The organism is Ligilactobacillus equi DSM 15833 = JCM 10991, from assembly GCF_001435735.1.
GTDB classification, from domain to species: domain Bacteria; phylum Bacillota; class Bacilli; order Lactobacillales; family Lactobacillaceae; genus Ligilactobacillus; species Ligilactobacillus equi.
Genome location: NZ_AZFH01000036.1, coordinates 1 through 17,668 on the forward strand (window position 1 = coordinate 1; position 17,668 = coordinate 17,668).

17 protein-coding genes and 1 other RNA gene are annotated in these 17,668 nt (G+C 39.4%); 15 read left to right on the top strand and 3 right to left on the bottom strand.

Annotation, left to right across the window (positions count from 1 at the left end; genetic code table 11):
- The first annotated feature begins 161 nt into the window (after positions 1 to 161).
- The 4 genes from cdaA to fba all read left to right on the top strand — a co-directional run bounded on the left by cdaA (position 162) and on the right by fba (position 3,691).
- A complete protein-coding gene (gene cdaA / locus FC36_RS04285; protein WP_023859790.1) occupies positions 162 to 1,028 on the top strand; it encodes a diadenylate cyclase CdaA in 867 nt (288 codons plus the stop codon).
- Positions 1,025 to 2,137 carry a CdaR family protein gene (locus FC36_RS04290; RefSeq protein WP_025020721.1) on the top strand — a complete coding sequence of 371 codons (1,113 nt, stop codon included), beginning with the start codon at positions 1,025 to 1,027 and terminating at the stop codon, positions 2,135 to 2,137. The genes cdaA and FC36_RS04290 overlap by 4 nt, the downstream gene beginning before the upstream one ends.
- Before the next feature lie 207 nt (positions 2,138 to 2,344).
- Positions 2,345 to 2,653: a hypothetical protein gene (locus tag FC36_RS04295; RefSeq protein WP_023859788.1), complete on the top strand. Its 309-nt coding sequence runs from the start codon at positions 2,345 to 2,347 to the stop codon at positions 2,651 to 2,653.
- A 174-nt stretch (positions 2,654 to 2,827) separates the two neighbouring features.
- Positions 2,828 to 3,691 carry a class II fructose-1,6-bisphosphate aldolase gene (gene fba / locus FC36_RS04300; RefSeq protein ID WP_023859787.1) on the top strand — a complete coding sequence of 288 codons (864 nt, stop codon included), beginning with the start codon at positions 2,828 to 2,830 and terminating at the stop codon, positions 3,689 to 3,691.
- 106 nt (positions 3,692 to 3,797) lie between these two features.
- Here fba and FC36_RS04305 read toward each other — a convergent pair whose 3' ends face one another.
- Positions 3,798 to 4,319, bottom strand: a complete 522-nt coding sequence (locus FC36_RS04305; RefSeq protein ID WP_023859786.1) for a DUF1836 domain-containing protein — start codon at positions 4,317 to 4,319, stop codon at positions 3,798 to 3,800.
- Between the two features lie 150 nt (positions 4,320 to 4,469).
- Here FC36_RS04305 and trhA point away from each other — a divergent pair, with 150 nt between their 5' ends.
- The 6 genes from trhA (at position 4,470) to FC36_RS04330 (ending at position 9,115) form a co-directional block, all read left to right on the top strand.
- Entirely contained in the window at positions 4,470 to 5,102 is a 633-nt protein-coding gene (trhA, locus tag FC36_RS04310) for a PAQR family membrane homeostasis protein TrhA (RefSeq protein WP_025020720.1), read from the top strand.
- Positions 5,103 to 5,211: 109 nt separating this feature from the next.
- Positions 5,212 to 5,550 (top strand): ArsR/SmtB family transcription factor, encoded by a 339-nt coding sequence (locus tag FC36_RS04315; protein WP_025020719.1) that lies wholly within the window; start codon positions 5,212 to 5,214, stop codon positions 5,548 to 5,550.
- Between the two features lie 30 nt (positions 5,551 to 5,580).
- Positions 5,581 to 6,315, top strand: a complete 735-nt coding sequence (locus tag FC36_RS04320; protein WP_225349923.1) for a ribonuclease H family protein — start codon at positions 5,581 to 5,583, stop codon at positions 6,313 to 6,315.
- A 58-nt stretch (positions 6,316 to 6,373) separates the two neighbouring features.
- Positions 6,374 to 6,742, top strand: a transfer-messenger RNA (tmRNA) gene (gene ssrA / locus FC36_RS11610).
- A gap of 123 nt (positions 6,743 to 6,865) precedes the next feature.
- The gene (locus FC36_RS04325; protein WP_025020717.1) at positions 6,866 to 7,588 is read left to right on the top strand and encodes a response regulator transcription factor; all 723 of its coding nucleotides are present in this window, start codon (positions 6,866 to 6,868) and stop codon (positions 7,586 to 7,588) included.
- Positions 7,589 to 9,115 (top strand): ATP-binding protein, encoded by a 1,527-nt coding sequence (locus FC36_RS04330; RefSeq protein WP_025020716.1) that lies wholly within the window; start codon positions 7,589 to 7,591, stop codon positions 9,113 to 9,115. It begins immediately after the preceding gene.
- 128 nt (positions 9,116 to 9,243) lie between these two features.
- On the opposite strand, the gene FC36_RS04335 is transcribed toward FC36_RS04330, so the two are convergent.
- Entirely contained in the window at positions 9,244 to 11,478 is a 2,235-nt protein-coding gene (locus tag FC36_RS04335; protein WP_056986732.1) for an LTA synthase family protein, read from the bottom strand.
- Between the two features lie 234 nt (positions 11,479 to 11,712).
- On the opposite strand from FC36_RS04335, the gene FC36_RS04340 reads away from it, so the two are divergent.
- On the top strand, positions 11,713 to 13,062 hold the full coding sequence (locus FC36_RS04340) for a glucose-6-phosphate isomerase (protein WP_023859779.1): 1,350 nt from the start codon (positions 11,713 to 11,715) through the stop codon (positions 13,060 to 13,062).
- A 122-nt stretch (positions 13,063 to 13,184) separates the two neighbouring features.
- A complete protein-coding gene (locus FC36_RS04345) occupies positions 13,185 to 14,153 on the top strand; it encodes a Gfo/Idh/MocA family protein (protein WP_025020715.1) in 969 nt (322 codons plus the stop codon).
- 80 nt (positions 14,154 to 14,233) lie between these two features.
- Here the strand turns inward: FC36_RS04345 and FC36_RS04350 are convergent, their stop codons facing one another.
- Positions 14,234 to 14,968, bottom strand: coding sequence for an MIP/aquaporin family protein (locus FC36_RS04350; RefSeq protein ID WP_023859777.1), 735 nt, complete (start codon positions 14,966 to 14,968; stop codon positions 14,234 to 14,236).
- Positions 14,969 to 15,157: 189 nt separating this feature from the next.
- Here FC36_RS04350 and cbpB point away from each other — a divergent pair, with 189 nt between their 5' ends.
- Genes cbpB through FC36_RS04365 form a run of 3 tightly spaced genes read left to right on the top strand, consistent with a single transcriptional unit; the run spans position 15,158 to position 17,577 of the window.
- Positions 15,158 to 15,646 carry a cyclic-di-AMP-binding protein CbpB gene (gene cbpB / locus FC36_RS04355; protein ID WP_023859776.1) on the top strand — a complete coding sequence of 163 codons (489 nt, stop codon included), beginning with the start codon at positions 15,158 to 15,160 and terminating at the stop codon, positions 15,644 to 15,646.
- 20 nt (positions 15,647 to 15,666) lie between these two features.
- Complete coding sequence (gene dapD, locus FC36_RS04360) at positions 15,667 to 16,371, top strand: 2,3,4,5-tetrahydropyridine-2,6-dicarboxylate N-acetyltransferase (protein WP_025020714.1); 705 nt, start codon at positions 15,667 to 15,669, stop codon at positions 16,369 to 16,371.
- A gap of 51 nt (positions 16,372 to 16,422) precedes the next feature.
- Positions 16,423 to 17,577 carry an N-acetyldiaminopimelate deacetylase gene (locus FC36_RS04365; protein WP_025020713.1) on the top strand — a complete coding sequence of 385 codons (1,155 nt, stop codon included), beginning with the start codon at positions 16,423 to 16,425 and terminating at the stop codon, positions 17,575 to 17,577.
- Positions 17,578 to 17,668 lie beyond the last annotated feature (91 nt).

The following is a 17,668-nucleotide window of genomic DNA, read 5'->3' on the forward strand; positions in this document are numbered from 1 at the left end:
GACGTACTGGCTATGCTGGTATGCAGTCTGTATCTATGCAACTTGTGACAGAGAACTGTAAGGTTCAACCTTATAAGCCCCTCTCTTTAGAGAGGGGTAGTTGACGGGCTAGCCGTGCTATAATTATTAGTAAAAGTAAAGTTTTGAAGGGAGGAGAAAGTATGTTTTTTGACTGGGGAAGTATCTTCACTTGGCGTAACGTGGCCAATATTGTAGATATTCTCGTGGTTTGGTTTGTTATTTATGAGCTGATTCTATTATTACGGGGGACCAAAGCCGTCCAACTTTTCAAAGGGGTCTTAATTATTATTGCCATTAAGGTGATAAGTTTGTATGGCGGCTTAGAAACCGTCTCTTGGATTATGGATCAGGTTATTAACTGGGGGATTATTGCATGTATTGTAATTTTCCAACCAGAAATTAGACGAGGATTAGAGCATCTCGGACGTGGTTCGGTTTTTACACGTAATAAGGCGCAACGTGAAGAAGAAGAGATGGTTGAAGCCTTAGATCAAGCTATCCAATATATGTCCAAGCGGCGGATTGGGGCGCTGATTACAATCCAACAAAATACGGGGTTAGATGAATATATCGAAACGGGGATTAAACTAGATGCTCATATTACCGGGGCGCTCTTAATAAATATTTTTATCCCCAACACGCCTTTGCATGATGGAGCGGTAATCATTAAAAATAATAAAGTAGCGGTAGCGGCAGCTTATTTGCCTTTGTCAGAAAGTAATGCCATTCCTAAAGAATTAGGAACTCGTCACCGGGCTGCAGTTGGGATTAGCGAGGTGACTGACGCACTGACGGTGATTGTTTCTGAAGAAACTGGTGGCGTTACGATTACCAAGAATAGCGAATTAATTCGCGATTTACGGCGAGACGATTACCTTAAGTTATTACGTAGTGAGTTAGTTCCGAAAACCAAAGATGATGACCAAGGTCCGATTCCGTTGGTGCGTTTGATGGAGGCCATTTTTGCCAGAAAGTCGAACTTCAAAAAAAGGGGGCGGAAACATTGAAAAAAAATTTTTGGACTAGTAAAATTTTCTACCGCTTCGTTTCCCTGGCGATGGCTTTGTTCTTATTTCTTTATGTTAACTCGCAAACTGCAAGTCAAAGGGGAATGGAGGTCAATAAATCAGCCTTCCGTAGTGTTTTAAAAACCAACAAGACCTTTGAAGTTACCACTAACTTGAAATTAAATTATGATGATGAGCGCTATGTCGTGCAAGATGCACCTGAAACGGTCAAATTAAAAGTGACGGGTTCTTCGGCGCTGGTGACTGCGATGCATAATACTCAAAACTTTACGGTTTATGCTGACTTAAATAACCTGTCGGTTGGAAAACATACAGTCAAACTAAAGACAAGTGGTATTAGCCGAGAATTATCAGTGGACTTAAATCCAGATAAAATAACGGTCAAGATTAGTCGTAAGGCGATTAAGAAAATGCAAGTTCAAGCTCGTTTTGATAGTAATCAAGTAGCTGATGGTTATGCGGCTGGTATTGCGACATTATCTCGTAAATCAGTCACAGTGACGGGGGCTAAAAGTGACGTAAAAAACATCGCTAATGTGGTAGCTGATGTTAACTTGCCTGACAATACACGGACGACGGTTACACGTACGGTGGATATTGTGGCCTTAGATAAAAGAGGACAGGTTTTACCAGTAGAAATTAGTCCGAGTCAAACTACTGTTACCGTGCCTATTGAGGCTGCTACTATTACCAAGAAATTACCGTTAAAACTTGTTGCTAGTGATGATGGCGTAAGTGGTAAAAACTATTCCTTTAGTAGTGAAACCACTAGTGTGATGGTAACAGGGACGAAGGCTGCACTTGATAAAATAAACTCTTTACGGGTTCCAATTTCGGTAGCAGGAATTACAAGTTCAACGAGTCAAAGTGTGCGGATTAATCCTAGTCAAAGTGGTATTACAGCAGTTAGTCCAGCTTCAATTGAAGTGGAAATTTATGTGACTAACAGTAGTGAGACAGCAAGTAGTAGTAACACCGAGACAAGTTCCGCGGTGACACAAAGTAGTAATACGAGCAAACAAGTAAGTTCGGAAAGTAGTGAAGAAGCCGAGGAAGTGACGAGCCAGAGTTCGCGAGAATTAGAATAAGTATGGGTAGCTCAAAAAGTTTGTGAATTTGTGAGGTATTTAGATAAAAATGTTGACAACGCTTTCACTGGGGGTTATCATTTTCTTGTAAGGTATTTGAATATTACCTTCTAATCAATTCTCTTTCTCTCTTATGCCGACCACCGTAATGTTATGGTGGTTGTTTTTTGTTATAATAAATGAAAAAAGTAAAGAAGGAAAAATGTCATGAAAAGTCACGAAGTTTTAACTTTAATCGAAGAAATTACTCGTAATGATGGTAGCCACTATTATGAAGTAGCGAATATGGTTCAAAACGGGCGTGCTGAGTTAGCTGCGGTCCGGGGATTTATCAAAGAGGTTCGTATTTTACAACTTAATATCCCGCGTTCAACCAACGTCATTAAGTATGAAGAGTATATTAATAACACTTTTACAATGCAAGACGAAGGGATGACATATTTCCAAGAATGGGAAAAAACACCGGAAGCACAAGCTTTGGTGAATAAAATATTACGCGAAAATCATATTGCTTAGATTTAGAGATTTTAACTAAATTTATGAAAGAAACTGTGTGCTTTTGCAAGATTTTGGAAGAAAAGCGAAAAAAGCAGGTAAATTATAGTGCGTTTTGTTACAAAAATGTGTTAGAATAAGAATGTACTCAGATGAGTAAGTTTTTACATTGTAAATTTTTTAGGAGGCTGTTTTATGTCAATCGTAAACGGTAACGAAATTTTTGCTGCTGCTCGTAAAGGTCACTACGCTGTTGGTGCCTTCAACACAAACAACTTGGAATGGACTCGTGCCATTTTAGCAGCTGCACAAGAAACAAACACACCTGTTTTAATCCAAACTTCAATGGGTGCTGCTAAGTACATGGGTGGTTACGAATTATGCAACATGTTAGTTCGCGAAACTGTAAAGTCAATGGACATTACTGTTCCTGTCGTAATGCACTTAGACCACGGTAACTACGAAGCTGCCTTGGAAGCAATTCGTGCAGGTTACACTTCAGTTATGTTTGATGGTCACGACTTACCATTCGAAGAAAACTTAGAAAAGACTAAGGAAATCGTTGACTTAGCACACGCTGCTAACATCTCTGTTGAAGCCGAAGTTGGTTCAATTGGTGGTGAAGAAGATGGTATCGTTGGTGCTGGTGAATTAGCTGATGTTGAAGAAGCTAAGCAAATCGCTGCTTTAGGTGTTGACTACTTGGCATGTGGTATCGGTAACATCCACGGTAAGTACCCTGCAAACTGGACTGGTTTAAACTTTGACCGTTTGAAGGAAATTGCAGATGCTATTGACACACCATTAGTATTACACGGTGGTTCTGGTATTCCTAAGGAACAAATCCAAAAAGCTATCTCAATGGGTGTTTCAAAGGTTAACGTTAACACTGAATGCCAATTAGCATTCCAAGAAGCTACTCGTAAGTACATTGAAGCAGGTAAGGACCAAGAAGGCAAGGGTTACGACCCACGTAAGTTGCTTGCACCTGGTACACAAGCTATTACTGACATCGTTAAGGAACGTATCGAATGGTTTGGTACTCCAGCTTTAGGTTAATCTAAAATTGATGTCTCAGAAGTCCAAGGAAAATTTCTTGGGCTTTTTATTTTACTAAAATAAAAAACTCGTAACTAATTTGGTTACGAGTTTTTGGCATGTAATGTTAATTTTCTTGTTGTTCAACCTTTTTTAAGAGTTGGTTACTCATAGTTTTATAGATTACCGCCCGAATAGCGAAGGTTTCCGCGGTTTCTAAACGGGGATGTTCCGCATCATCTTGTACTTCAGGGAGTTGATCATCTTTGATACCAACTAAGGTTTGGTTGAAGAGTTTTTGGAAAGTATGGTAGGCTTCCTCCACACTTTGATTTTCTAACACGAAGTCAATCGATTTTTTTACTGTTTCGAGGGAGTAAACATATTTTAAAAGCGATACTACCAAAAGATGAGCTAAGTGGGTCGATTGGTATTTTTTCTTAATAGGACGCGGTAGGAGCCCTTTTTTGACATAGCTATTGACCATCGAAGAGGTGATGGGGGCATCGGTTAAGTCCGCTAAGTAACGGTTGCCTAAGCTTACGAGTTGATCCATATAAAGTTCAAAATCAGGAAACTCTTCCCAAGCGGGTAAGGGCTGGGGATGAAAGAAATTTAACCAGTCTTTGATTGATATTTTTTCAGCCATATATTATTTGTCCTCTATCTAAGTTTTATCTATCTTTAATTATAACACGTAGTTTTACTTTGTTGTCATCTAGATTTTAAATCTAGATGTTATTGACTTATAATTTATATAGCTGTATAATTTAGAAAAAAGAAAAAGAGGGCGATGAGTATGAAACTTGATTATAAATCACAAATAATTAACGAAGTATTTAGTGCTATTACACATGGAATTGGGGTGGCACTTAGTATTGTAGCCTTAGTTTTATTAATTATGAAAGGTCTCAATCAAGGCCCTTTATATTTTGCAGCCTACTTGGTTTATGGGCTTAGTTTATTAGGTTTGTATCTCTTTTCGACGTTTTTTCATACTTTTTACTTTACGAAAGCGCGCCGGCTTTTTCAAATTTTTGATCACTGTGGAATCTATCTATTAATTGCTGGAACCTACACCCCATATTGCCTCTTAGGCATTCAGGGTAAGGCAGGCCTAGCGCTTTTAGTGGTGGTATGGGTGCTGGCAGTTCTAGGAATTTGTTACCACATTTTGGCCAAAAATCGCAAGCAGTATATCGAAACAATTATTTATATCGGTATGGGGTGGTTATGTTTGCTGGGTGCTAAGTCTCTAATTTTGGCCCTAGGTGGTACAGGGATAACCTTACTCGTTTTAGGAGGTATCTTATTTACTTTAGGGGCAGGGGTTTACAGTATTCATGGAGTTAAGTATGCTCATGTCTACTGGCATCTATTGGTGGTTTTTGCCTCGGCCTCTATGTTCTTTTCGATTTATTTTTATCTATAATGTAAGTGGTGTATTTTCTACTCTGATATTCAATATTTTTAATGAAAACGTTTGCTGAAAAGTGAGCTTTATGCTATAGTAAAGGTGAAAAAATATTGAAGGAGTGGGTATGATGACAGTTGGAAGTGGCCTCTCAAGCAGGCAAAGTAAGATTTTGAATGATTTTGAAAATGAATTAGACGTCTTGACAGCATTGGCGGACGATAAGCGTCAACATTTAATAACGTTACTGTGTGAACATTCCCGCGAAGGGCTAACTGTTAGTGAAATAACGCGGATGATGCCCATCACCCAGCCAGCTGTCTCGCACCACTTAAAGATTTTACGCAAAGCGGGTCTAGTTACCTACGATAAACGAGGGCTTGAATCAATTTACCGTTTAACCCTTAGGGAGCCGTTTGAACGTTTAGAAAAAAACATTCATGCTATGAGTGTATGGATTAACTAATCAAAAGATGCATCCATGATGTGTCTTTTTGTGCTAAAATTAATTGAAGTTAAGTCAGAGGGGGGCGCTATGGTGCAAAAATACTATGCAGTTTATCGGGGACGCCAGCCCGGAATTTACACCTCCTGGCCGGAATGTCAACGTCAGGTTCAAGGTTTTTTAGGGGCGCGCTTTAAGTCTTTCCCTAGTCAAGCGCAAGCTCAAGCTTGGCTTGATCAAGGTGGAAACTTAGATGGTAGTTTAAATGCTAAGCCTCAGCTCGTAAGTCGCCAGCCAGAAGAGTACGATTTGGTGATTTACACCGATGGTGGTTCGCGGAATCATGGCAATTATCGGGGCGGACACGTTTTAAATGATGATAAGGCCGCTTGGGCTTTTGTCGCCTTTACGAAGCAAAAACAAATCTTAGTCGAAGCCACGAATGGTGGGTATGGTGCAACCAATAATAAGATGGAAGTTACAGCTTTCTTACAGGCGTTACGTTACTTAGAGCAATTGGGTCGCTTTAATTTGAAAGTCTTGTTTGTCTTGGATTCTCGTTATGTCCTCGACGCCGTCACTAAAGGGTGGCTGAATTCTTGGCAAAGACGTAATTGGCGTAAGGCTGATGGTCAGGTAGTTTTAAATCAGGAGTTATGGCAAGCTGTGGCGCAATTATTACCGAAGTTTACGAATTTAGATTATAGCTGGACTAAGGGACACGCGAATAACCAAGGAAATCTTTATGTTGATCAATTATTAAACCGTACTATGGATCAGATGTAGTGAACAAATGGCTTTATCTTTTGAGATGATTGTAGTATAATTAATTACAGTCATTTATGGGGGCGTTTAGGATTCGACAGGTATAGGTCGAGCTTAGACTGCGTTTGGTAGGTTGCGACTACCATAAAACGCTCAGTTAAAATATAACTGCAAAAAATAACACACAATCTTACGCATTAGCTGCCTAATCGCAGTGGCGTAAATCCGCCTAGCATCGTCCATGTGTTAGATCCGGGTTTTATATGAAGTGGACTTACGCTTGGACCTTTCACCTAGAGGAAAAAGAAGAGATTAATTAGGTTAGTTCAAGATGTTAGCCGGGTCGGGCGGCGCGGTCTTGGATGAAAGTTAAATAGTCTGACTATGAACGTAGACGTTTAAGTGGCGATATGCTTGGACGCGGGTTCGATTCCCGCCGCTTCCATATTGTAGGGCGCAAGACTGTAAGGTTCTGCGCTTTTTTCTTTTAAAAAAATTCAAATTTAGATAATAATGTAGACATAGAAATTTGTTAGTTTTTTAGTAAGAGTTAATTTTGAGGAGGAAGTAAATGAAAATTTTAATGGTTGAAGATAATAAATCCGTTTCTGAAATGATGAGTATGTTCTTCCAAAAAGATGGTTGGGACGCGCACTATGCTTATGATGGCGAAGAAGCAGTAGCAATGTTTAAAGACGATCCTGATAGTTGGGATATGATTACTTTAGACTTAAATTTACCTAAAAAAGATGGTCTGCAGGTGAATACTGAAATTCGTCAAATTTCTAAAACCGTGCCGATTATTATTTTGACCGCCCGTGATTCAGAAAGTGATCAAGTTTTAGGGTTAGAAATGGGTGCCGATGATTATATCGTTAAACCATTCTCACCGCTGACCTTAATGGCAAAAATTAAAGCCTTGCATCGGCGAGCAGAAACTCCAGCACTCAAAACTCAGGTAACTCAAAACGAAGATGTAGATAATTTTGATGTACAAACTGAACACTTTAAATTGAATTCTAAGACGCGGGAAGCTTTCTTATTTGATAAGGAAATTATGGACTTAACACCAAAGGAATTTGATTTATTAAAGACTCTAGCACAAAAGCCTCGCCAAGTTTTCTCTCGTGAACAATTATTACAGTTAGTTTGGGATTATGAATATTATGGTGACGAACGCACAGTAGATGCGCATATTAAGAAATTACGGCAAAAAATTGAAAAGGTTGGACCAAAAGTTATTCAAACTGTTTGGGGTGTAGGTTATAAATTTGATGATTCAGAGGTAAAATAGATGAAAATTTTTTACCAACAGGTAATCGCATTTTTTACGGTAATTTTGACTTTACTGGTAATTTTGGGTTTTTCTTTTTTTCATTTAATGAAGGAAAATGTTTACCGTAATACCTGGTTTCAGTTGGAAAATTATGCGCATAGCTTGAAGTCTTCTGGAACCTTACGTCTGTTGGAAGTGGATGATAGTCGAGAAAGTCTGATTGTTAATCAGACTAAGTTGGAGTCATTTGATGAGCTCTTGCAAGGACAAGGAGTGCATATGACAATCTATACCAAGCGTGATGAGATTATTTATCCAAATAATGCGTTTAAAGCTAGTATTTCTAAAAAAGAATGGAAAAAACTTAAACAAGGCAAGATAATTTATCGTAAATTTGACATTGCAGGTCGGAGGGTTAAGAAAAAAATGGTTAAGCCGACCACCAATCTAGATGTTAGCTTGCCAGAACCTCCTGAAAAGTTAGACAGTGCTTATAGTACGGAACGTCAACAATTAACAGATATTTTCGTACCGTGTTTTAATGCTCGAAAGGAATTAGTAGCGGTCATTTCTTTAGGCTCGATTGCTTCAAATATTAAAGAAGCCGTAACAGCTGTAGAGGTCAACTTACTTTATGCGCTATTGATTTCAGCAGCTTTAGGTCTAATTGTAAGCTTCATTTTAGCTCATTACATGACTAAAAAAATTCGGCGTTTGCAAAGTGCGACGAAGCAAATTGCGGATGGCAACTTTGATGTTGCGATTAAAAATCGCGGAAAAGATGAGTTGGATGAATTAGCGCATGATTTCAACCGGATGGCGTCCTCCTTGGCTGCTTCTAATAAGGAAATCGAGCGTCAAGAAGAGCTTAGACTTCGTTTTATGGCTGATGCGGCTCATGAAATGCGGACGCCACTAACAACTATTAATGGTATTTTAGAAGGATTAGCCTATGATGTGATCCCTGAAGAAAGTAAGGAAAAAAGTATTACCTTAATGCAAAATGAAACCAAACGTTTGATTCGTTTAGTCAATGAAAATCTCGATTATGAAAAGATTCGCAGTGGTGTGATTGTTCTTAATCAAACTGAATTGAATGCCAGTGAAATTATTAAGAATATTGCCAAGCAATTGGAGGCTAAGGCCCAGGAAAATAATGATTGCTTTGAATTGGCGTTACCGGATGAATTACCAATTTACGCGGATTATGATCGCCTAGTACAAATTGTTTTTAATATTACCCAAAATGCCATTCAATTTACTCAAAATGGTACGATTGGATTTTCGGGTGAACGAGGATACCGAGAAACCGTGATTCGTATCTATGATACTGGAATGGGGATGACGTCCGAACAAGTTCAAAATATTTGGGAACGTTATTATAAAGCGGATCCTTCTCGGACAAATAAGAAGTATGGTGAATCTGGTTTAGGCTTATCGATTGTAAAACAGTTAGTCGATTTACACCAAGCCCAGATTGAAGTCCAAAGTCAAGTAGGTAAAGGGACGACTTTTACTATGACTTTCCCTGATAAACAAGCATAAAAGATGACCGAGAAGAGGGCCAAAAAATAAAGACCGCTAGAAAGTATGCTACTAAAGCAATGTTTCTAGCGGTTCTTTTTGCGATAAAAAGTTATCGGAAAGTTTATTTTTCCAATCTTTTCTTTGTTCTATTCAGTTGGCGGAGTTGAGGTGTTACCGCTGGTTGCGTAAAGTGCTGGCGCAGCAGTGGAACTAGTGCTAGCACTGCTATCACTAGCCGTACTTTCTTCTTGACTAGTTTCTGTTTGGCTATTATCAGTGCTATTTGCTTGATTATTGGTGTTATCTTGGTTCAGACTATCTTCTTCGTTAGGATAATCGTCAACTGTAGATTTATGCTTGTTTTTGCTGTAAAGACTCTTAGACTTAGCACCTAATTTAGAATTTAAGGCTTTCAAGCGTTCAAATTGTTTCTTATAATCATACAAACTAGGGTCAACCGGCGTAAAGTGAGCGGGAACATAGAAACGCAAGAGATTCTTAGTATTAAGTGTATCCGATAAGGATAACTCGGTCCGAACTTTTTGCTTTTGTTCCGCAAGGTAGTCACTAACCGCTTTAGACGGATGGGTGACAACGGCTCCAGTTTGATTATCGTAGATAGTCCCTGAAACAACAGTATATTTAGGAGTAATGAAGGAACCATTTCTAAAGGCCACGGTTTGATCATGTTCTTTGGAAAATAGGTCAGTTCCAAATTGTAAATATGCTGAGGAATTAATCCCTAAAAGGTGAAGTAAGGTTGGTAGAACATCAATTTCCCCCCCATATTGGGTTTGTACGCCACCATTTTCTTGCCCCGGAATATGAATCATAAACGGAACTCTTTGCATCTGGGTATTGTCAAAGTCACTCCAAGTTGAGGCTGATTTTCCTAACAGAGAGGCTAATTTTAAGTTTCGCGAATCAGAAATTCCGTAGTGATCACCATAAAGGATAATCACGGAATTATCGTAAAGGCCGGATTTCTTAAGGTAATTGAAGAAAGTTTCAATCGCTTGATCTAGGTAATGGGCCGTAACAAAGTAGTTATCAACCGAAGCTTCTCCGGTATTAGCAGCTGGAAAATCAGCGTCAGCACTATCCAAGGTATAAGGGAAGTGGTTGGTGACCGTAATAAATTTGGTATAGAACGGCTGTTGTAACTGTTCAAGATATTTAACGGAGTCATGGAAAAGATATTTATCCTTTAAACCATATTCACTCAAGCGCTCGGCACTTGTATCGTAGTAGCTAGCATCAAAGAAATATTGGTATCCCATATTTTTGTATACGTCATTACGGTTCCAGAAAGAACCAACGTTACCATGGAAGACCGCAGAAGTATAACCGGCTTCTTGATTTAATATAGCCGGGGCTGCTTGGAAGGTGTTTTCGCTACCCAAAGTGGAAAAGAGTGAACCTTGAGGTAACCCGTAAGTGCTAGTTTCCAACATGTTTTCGGCATCAGAAGTTTTCCCTTGGCCAACCTGATTAAAAAAGTTGGCAAAACTATAAGTTTGTTTACTATTGTAAAGACTATTTAAGAAGGGAGTTACTTCCTGATCGTTTAACTTATAATTAATTAAGAATTGTTGGAAACTTTCCAAATGAATTACAATCACATTTTTACCTTTAGCGACACCAAACATTTGTTCATTAGGCTTGGCGTAATGCTCTTGGGCGAAATTAATCACCTTATTTAAATCGGCGCTATTAGCTTCATTGCGGGCTTGGTTGGTTTTAGCAGTTTTAAGTCCGTCATAAACGGTAAAAAAGTCGAGACCGAGATATTTAACTAAGTAGGCTCGGTCAAAAGTCCGGCCTAGTAGTTGTGGCCGGCTTATTTCCCCTAAGGTCAAGTTAAAGGTCATGAAAAATAAAGCAAAAGAGGTCATCGCTAAGGCAGAAAGCTTAGGGATGGGGCGCTTGTCAAATTTGATGGTCTTAGTTAAAATAAGGCCCAGGATAAGCAGTAAATCAACCGCAAAAATGATATCTTTGGGAGTTAGTAAGGCGGACGAACTAGTCGAAAGTCCATTGGAAACGGAGGAATAACCAAAGATTACATTAATTGTCATGAAATCAGTAAATTCACGATAATAGATGACGTTAAAAAGTAAAAGGGCCGAGTTAGCAAGATAAATCAAAATCATTGCTAAGTAAGCTGGAAAAGTGCGGCGAATATACAAACCGATACTTAAAAGTAGTAAGGTGGTACCGAGGGGATTAACCCATAAAACTAAATGTTGGTAAATGCCGGAGACTCCGAGGTTAAAGTCAAGGTAGTAAACGGCCAGTGTCTTAGCCCAAAAAAGTAAGGTAAGTAAAGTAAAAAAGCCCCACCGAGTGGCTAAGAATTTTTTAATTTTCTGCCAGTACACGGAAAAACCGTCCTTTCTGCATTGTCTAACCCATATTTTAAAATAAAGCAACCATTAAAAACAAGTAGTTAAGGTGAAATTAAAGATAAAACCAAGAATCCATCTATAGATGTCCGCAAAGTTATAAGTACTTATAAGTAATTTTAATAATTTATAGTGATTTAAGGGCTTTTATTTTAAAGAAAATCTTTGTATAATTAAAGATGTAAAATAAATTTTAAGGAGCGATAATTAATGGCACATATTTCATTTGATAGCTCAAACTTGACTAAGTTTGTCCAAGACAACGAATTAGCAGAAATTCAAGCAATGGTGAACGCTGCTGATGAACAATTACGTAAGGGTACGGGTGCAGGTAATGAGATGCGAGGTTGGTTGAACTTACCAACTGATTATGATAAGGAAGAATTTGCACGTATCAAAGCCGCAGCTAAGAAAATTCAAGACGATTCTGAAGTCTTAGTTGTAATTGGAATTGGTGGCTCATACTTAGGTGCTCGTGCCGCCATCGAATTCATTCACCACGGTTTCTTTAACTACTTGTCAGCTGACAAGCGTAAAGCCCCACAAATCTTCTACGCTGGGAACTCAATTTCATCATCATATGTCTATGATTTGTTAGACTTAATTGGTGATCGTGATTTTTCTGTGAACGTAATTTCCAAGTCTGGTACGACGACAGAACCTTCAATTGCTTTCCGAATTTTCAAAGAAAAATTAGTTGAAAAGTATGGTAAAGAAGGCGCTAAGGCACGGATTTACGCGACAACTGATCGTCAAAAGGGTGCTTTACGGACAGAAGCCGATGCTGAAGGTTACGAAACGTTCATTATTCCTGACTCAACTGGTGGTCGTTTCACGGTCTTAACACCAGTTGGTTTGTTACCAATCGCTGTTTCTGGGGCAGATATTGATAAGTTAATGGAAGGTGCTCGTGATGCTTCTCACGAATACACAGATGCTGACCTAACTAAGAACGAAGCATACCAATATGCTGCTTTACGTAACATCTTATACCGTAAGGGTTACACTACGGAAATCTTAGAAAACTACGAACCATCCTTACAATACTTCTCCGAATGGTGGAAACAATTAATGGGTGAATCAGAAGGAAAAGACCAAAAGGGTATCTACCCATCATCGGCTAACTTCTCAACTGATTTACACTCCTTGGGCCAATACATTCAAGAAGGACGCCGGAACTTGATGGAAACAGTTATCAAGGTGGGGACTCCTAATCACGATGTTGCGATTCCTAAGGATGAAGCAAATCTTGATGGTTTAGGTTATTTAGAAGACAAGACCATGGATTACGTGAATACTAAGGCTTTCCAAGGGGTTGTCCTAGCTCACACTGACGGTGGTGTACCTAACATGATCGTTAACATTCCTGATCAATCAGAATATACTTTAGGTTACACAATTTACTTCTTCGAAATCGCTGTGGCTATATCAGGTTACTTGAACGGGATTAACCCATTCAACCAACCAGGAGTTGAAGCCTACAAGAACAATATGTTTGCTTTATTAGGCCGTCCAGGTTATGAAGAATTAACAAAAGAATTAACTGATCGTTTGAACTAAAATGATTACTATGAGCCGAGTAGCTTTATGCTATTCGGTTTTTTAGTTAAGTCAGAAATGATACTAAACTAGTAAGAAAACTCTGGTATAATGGAATAAATGAAAAATTAGAGGTGGAAAGAATGAAGAGTATACGGTATGGAATTTTGGGGACCGGGTTAAATGCTAAAAAGGCCATTGCGGTTTTGACAACTATTGCCGGAAGCGAAGTCAGTGCGATTGCGGGACGTGAAGCTTTAGATGCCAAATATTTAGCTCAAAAATGGCAAATTCCCCGTGCTTTTGAAAGTTATGAAGAAGTTTGTCAAAGCCCTGATGTTGATGTAGTCTTTATCCCACAAGAAAATCGCGGTCACTATGCTTGTGCGAAACTAGCGTTAGAAAATGGTAAACATGTCGTGATGGAAGCTCCCTTTACCCGGCATCAAGTAGGGGCCAGTGAGTTATTTATGCTTGCACAAAATAAGGGACTTTTCTTAATGGAAGCTCAAGTTGGTTTGTTTAACCCACTGTTTGCTAAATTAAAAGCAGTCCTAGAAGCTGGAGAAATTGGGCAAGTTAAATTAGTGGAACTTAAAGCGTCTGCTAGTTTACCAAAGGATGAACAGTGGCAAAAAGATTTAGCGGCTGGGGGCGGGGCCCTCAATATTTTAGGTAGTAGCCAAATTAATCTTTTGACTTATTTGTTAGGCCAAGAGGTCACTGCCTACAATGGTTTAGACTACAATCAAGTCGGAGCGGCCGATGATTACAGCGTCTTGAACCTAAAGGCGGGTGCGGTTTTGGCTAACGTAACATTGAGTATCGATTTTGCAGTGGCTAATGAAATGAAAATTTATGGAAATGAAGGTCAAATTATTGTCAAAGATACAGTCTTTGGCGATAATGCGATTATTCAAAAAACAAACACTAAGAAGCGCTTGTTAGCTAAAGGTCAAGAAAATGCGGCGCAAGCCATGTTCAAGGCTATAAATGCTGCTATTTTGGCGGGACAAACGGAAAGTGAAATTCTAACCGGTCAAATGACACAAAGCGCCCTTAAACTTATTGAAAGTACTTACCAAGCTTGGTATGGTGATCCTTTGAATTAAAGCCAAAAAGCCCTGGAAGTTTTGCTCCCGAGGCTTTTTGATTACAAAAAAAGAGTCGATGTGCTCAACTCTTAGTCATTTTATAAACCGAAGACTGCTCGGTATAATAAACACGCAGTTATTCCGGCACAGATTGGGGCTAAAACAGGCACCCAAGCGTAATCCCATTGGGAAGAACCTTTAGTCTTCAATGGTAAGAGGGCGTGCAATAAACGTGGCCCTAAGTCACGAGCAGGGTTCAAGGCTGGACCAGTAGGGCCCCCGAAGGAAGTAACTAAAACCATAACCAACAAACCGACTGAGATGTGACCTGCACCTTGATTTCCATGAACAAAGAAATCAGAGTGGGTAATAGCTAAAGCACCGAAGATTAAAACGAAAGTTCCGAAGAATTCGTTAACAAAACCATTGAATCGGCTACTTGTGGCGCTGATAGTTGAGAAAGTCCCTAAAACAGCTTCGGGGTTCTCTGTTAAATCGTAGTGGGGTTTGAAACAGGCCACTACGACTAATTGACCAACAATGGCCCCTAAGAATTGGGCACAAATGTAAGGGAGTACTTGGCTCCATGGGAAGTCACCAGCAAAAGCTAAACCTAAAGTCATGGCTGGGTTAGTTTGACTTGAAATGGCACCAAACATCATCCCTGGAACTAACACGGCGAAACCATATCCGACAGCAATTGTCATCCAACCACTATGTTCACCTTTTGTTCCCTTAAGTTCTACGTTAGCGACGGAACCGTTACCTAAGATTAACATGATAGCTGTTCCAAAAAATTCCGCTGCTAGCTTAGTAGTAAACGAGATATCCATAATATCCTCCTGGACAATTTATAAAATAAAGAATAATAATTACCTATATTACTATAATTTTGAAAAGGGTTAATGTCAACTATTAATGTAAGAATTTTCACAAAAAATAATGAAAGACAGATTATATTTTCATGTTGGTTTTTAAAGGCAGATGGCTTACAATAAGAATAGAACCAAGGAGGAAAAGACATGATTGCACAGGCGATTGAGGATTTGTTAGCTTCTAAGCAAACAGATTTCATCATTTCCGCAGACAAAGTAGCCAATGTTCTAGATGAAAATTATTTAGACCATGCTTTACTTGTATTAACAAAGGTTCGTTATGCCAAAATTCCTGTTTTAGATAAGGACCAACACTTTAAAGGTTTACTTTCTCTAGCCATGATTACCGAGAAAATGCTAGGTTTAGAGGGTATTGATCCTAGCGTTTTAAATCAACATCAAGTAAAAGAAGTTATGCAAACAGAGGTACCAATAGTTACAGTTCCGTTTGATTTGGAAAATGTGCTCCATCTTTTGGTGGATCAAGCTTTCTTAGTGGTGGTGGATCAAAATGAGATCTTTAAAGGGATTATCACCCGACGTGAAATCATGAAAGGGGTAAACTATGTAGCGCATAAATTAGAACAGGAATATGAACTTTTCCCTAAAAATTATGGGAAAGCAGAGAACGATTAGGAACCAAAGGAGGAAAAAATGTGGCTAAATTAGATGCACATGAAATTATTCAAACCATTGCACAAGCAGAAAAAACAACACCAGTTAAAGTATTTTTGAAGGGGGATTTGGCAGGACTCGAAGTTCCAGCTCAAATCGATGCGTACTTGAATGACAAGACGGGTGTGATTTTTGGTGATTGGAAAGAGGTAGAAGCTTTCCTAAAAGAAGCCGGGATTACGGAATACCGGGTGGAAAATGATGGGCGCAATACTGGGGTGCCAATGATTGATAAAAAGAAATTCAACGCTCGGATTGAACCCGGTGCAATTATTCGTGATCAAGTTGAAATTGGCGATAATGCTGTTATCATGATGGGAGCCGTAATTAACATTGGGGCCGAAATTGGTGAGGGTACCATGATTGATATGGGTGCAATTTTAGGTGGTCGTGCCTTAGTGGGCAAGCATTGCCATATCGGAGCTGGAACAGTCTTAGCTGGGGTGGTTGAACCCCCTTCTGCACAACCGGTAACGATTGAAGATGATGTTTTAATCGGGGCCAATGCCGTGGTCTTAGAAGGTGTCCGTATTGGTAAAGGGGCGATTGTAGGGGCCGGTTCAGTGGTTACCAAAGACGTTGCTCCTGGGACTGTGGTTGCTGGTTCACCAGCCAAGGTAATTAAAGAAGCCAAGGATGTTGAAGACGGTAAAAAAGAAATCGTTGATGATTTACGCCAACTTTAATTAGGGTGAAAGCGAGACTTGTTCTCGCTTTTTTTGAAAGAGGGGAACTAGATGCCATTATCAGAAAAACAATTAATTGAAATTAGGCGGAACTTACACCAAATTCCTGAAATTGGAATGGAAGAGTTTGAAACTAGTACGCAATTACGTGAATACATTAGTCGGATGCCGCAAGATTTCTTACAAGTAAAGACTTGGAAAACAGCTACGCTTGTTCGTGTGCAAGGAAAAAATCAAAGCAAAACTATCGGTTACCGTACAGATATTGATGGATTACCGGTTACTGAACAAACGGGCTTACCTTTTGCTTCCAAACATGTGGGGCGAATGCATGCTTGTGGGCATGATATTCATATGACGGTTGCCTTAGGGGTTTTATCCTACTTTGCGGAAAATCAACCAGCATGTAATTTACTTTTCTTATTCCAGCCTTCAGAAGAAATTTTGAGTGGGGGGATGCAGGTCTACCAAAGTGGAGTTATGGATGAATGGATGCCCGATGAAATTTATGCCTTTCATGATAATCCGCAGTTACCAGCCGGGACGATTGGTTGTCGGCAAGGAACTTTATTTGCAGGAACTTGTGAAATCCATGCAACTTTTATTGGAAAAAGTGGTCACGCAGCCTTTCCGCATCAGGCGAATGACATGGTTGTAGCAGGAGCAGCTTTTGTCAACCAAATTCAAACCATTGTCAGTCGTAATGTTGATCCGATTCAATCGGGCGTGGTGACTTTAGGTCACTTTGAAGCGGGGACAACGGGGAACGTAATTGCTGGACAATGTCAAATTGATGGGACGATTCGGGCTTTAACTCAAGAAAATAATCTCTTAATTCAAAAGCGGGTGCGACAAATTGCGGAAGGTATTGCCCAAGCCTTTGATTGTGAGGTAAAATTGGAACTCAACCAAGGTGGTTATTATCCTGTTGAAAATAATGACCATACGACCAAGGCTTTCATGGATTATATGCAAGCTAACGACCAGGTAGACTTTGTAGAAACAGCACCCGCTATGACAGGGGAAGATTTTGGCTACCTTTTATCTAAAATTCCGGGAACCATGTTTTGGGTAGGTGTCGAAAGTCCTTATTCACTTCACTCAGAATTTTTATCACCTAAAGAGGAAGCCATTCAAAAGGCTGTAACTACAATTGTAGGTTATTTAGAGCACCGCCAAAAAGACGTTTTTACAGCGACATACTAGGAAAGAATAAGAAAATTATCATGAAATTAAGTCATAAAAGCAATGCCAAACAAATTGATTTAGAAATAGGGGATGCAGTTTTGATTACAGC

Coding starts and splice junctions, on each gene's coding strand:
- FC36_RS04340 (WP_023859779.1), top strand. CDS start 11,713: ATGGCACATATTTCATTTGATAGCTCAAACTTGACTAAGTTTGTCCAA.
- cbpB (WP_023859776.1), top strand. CDS start 15,158: ATGATTGCACAGGCGATTGAGGATTTGTTAGCTTCTAAGCAAACAGAT.
- FC36_RS04325 (WP_025020717.1), top strand. CDS start 6,866: ATGAAAATTTTAATGGTTGAAGATAATAAATCCGTTTCTGAAATGATG.
- FC36_RS04305 (WP_023859786.1), bottom strand. CDS start 4,319: ATGGCTGAAAAAATATCAATCAAAGACTGGTTAAATTTCTTTCATCCC.
- FC36_RS04330 (WP_025020716.1), top strand. CDS start 7,589: ATGAAAATTTTTTACCAACAGGTAATCGCATTTTTTACGGTAATTTTG.
- FC36_RS04350 (WP_023859777.1), bottom strand. CDS start 14,968: ATGGATATCTCGTTTACTACTAAGCTAGCAGCGGAATTTTTTGGAACA.
- FC36_RS04365 (WP_025020713.1), top strand. CDS start 16,423: ATGCCATTATCAGAAAAACAATTAATTGAAATTAGGCGGAACTTACAC.
- fba (WP_023859787.1), top strand. CDS start 2,828: ATGTCAATCGTAAACGGTAACGAAATTTTTGCTGCTGCTCGTAAAGGT.
- cdaA (WP_023859790.1), top strand. CDS start 162: ATGTTTTTTGACTGGGGAAGTATCTTCACTTGGCGTAACGTGGCCAAT.
- FC36_RS04295 (WP_023859788.1), top strand. CDS start 2,345: ATGAAAAGTCACGAAGTTTTAACTTTAATCGAAGAAATTACTCGTAAT.
- FC36_RS04315 (WP_025020719.1), top strand. CDS start 5,212: ATGATGACAGTTGGAAGTGGCCTCTCAAGCAGGCAAAGTAAGATTTTG.
- trhA (WP_025020720.1), top strand. CDS start 4,470: ATGAAACTTGATTATAAATCACAAATAATTAACGAAGTATTTAGTGCT.
- FC36_RS04345 (WP_025020715.1), top strand. CDS start 13,185: ATGAAGAGTATACGGTATGGAATTTTGGGGACCGGGTTAAATGCTAAA.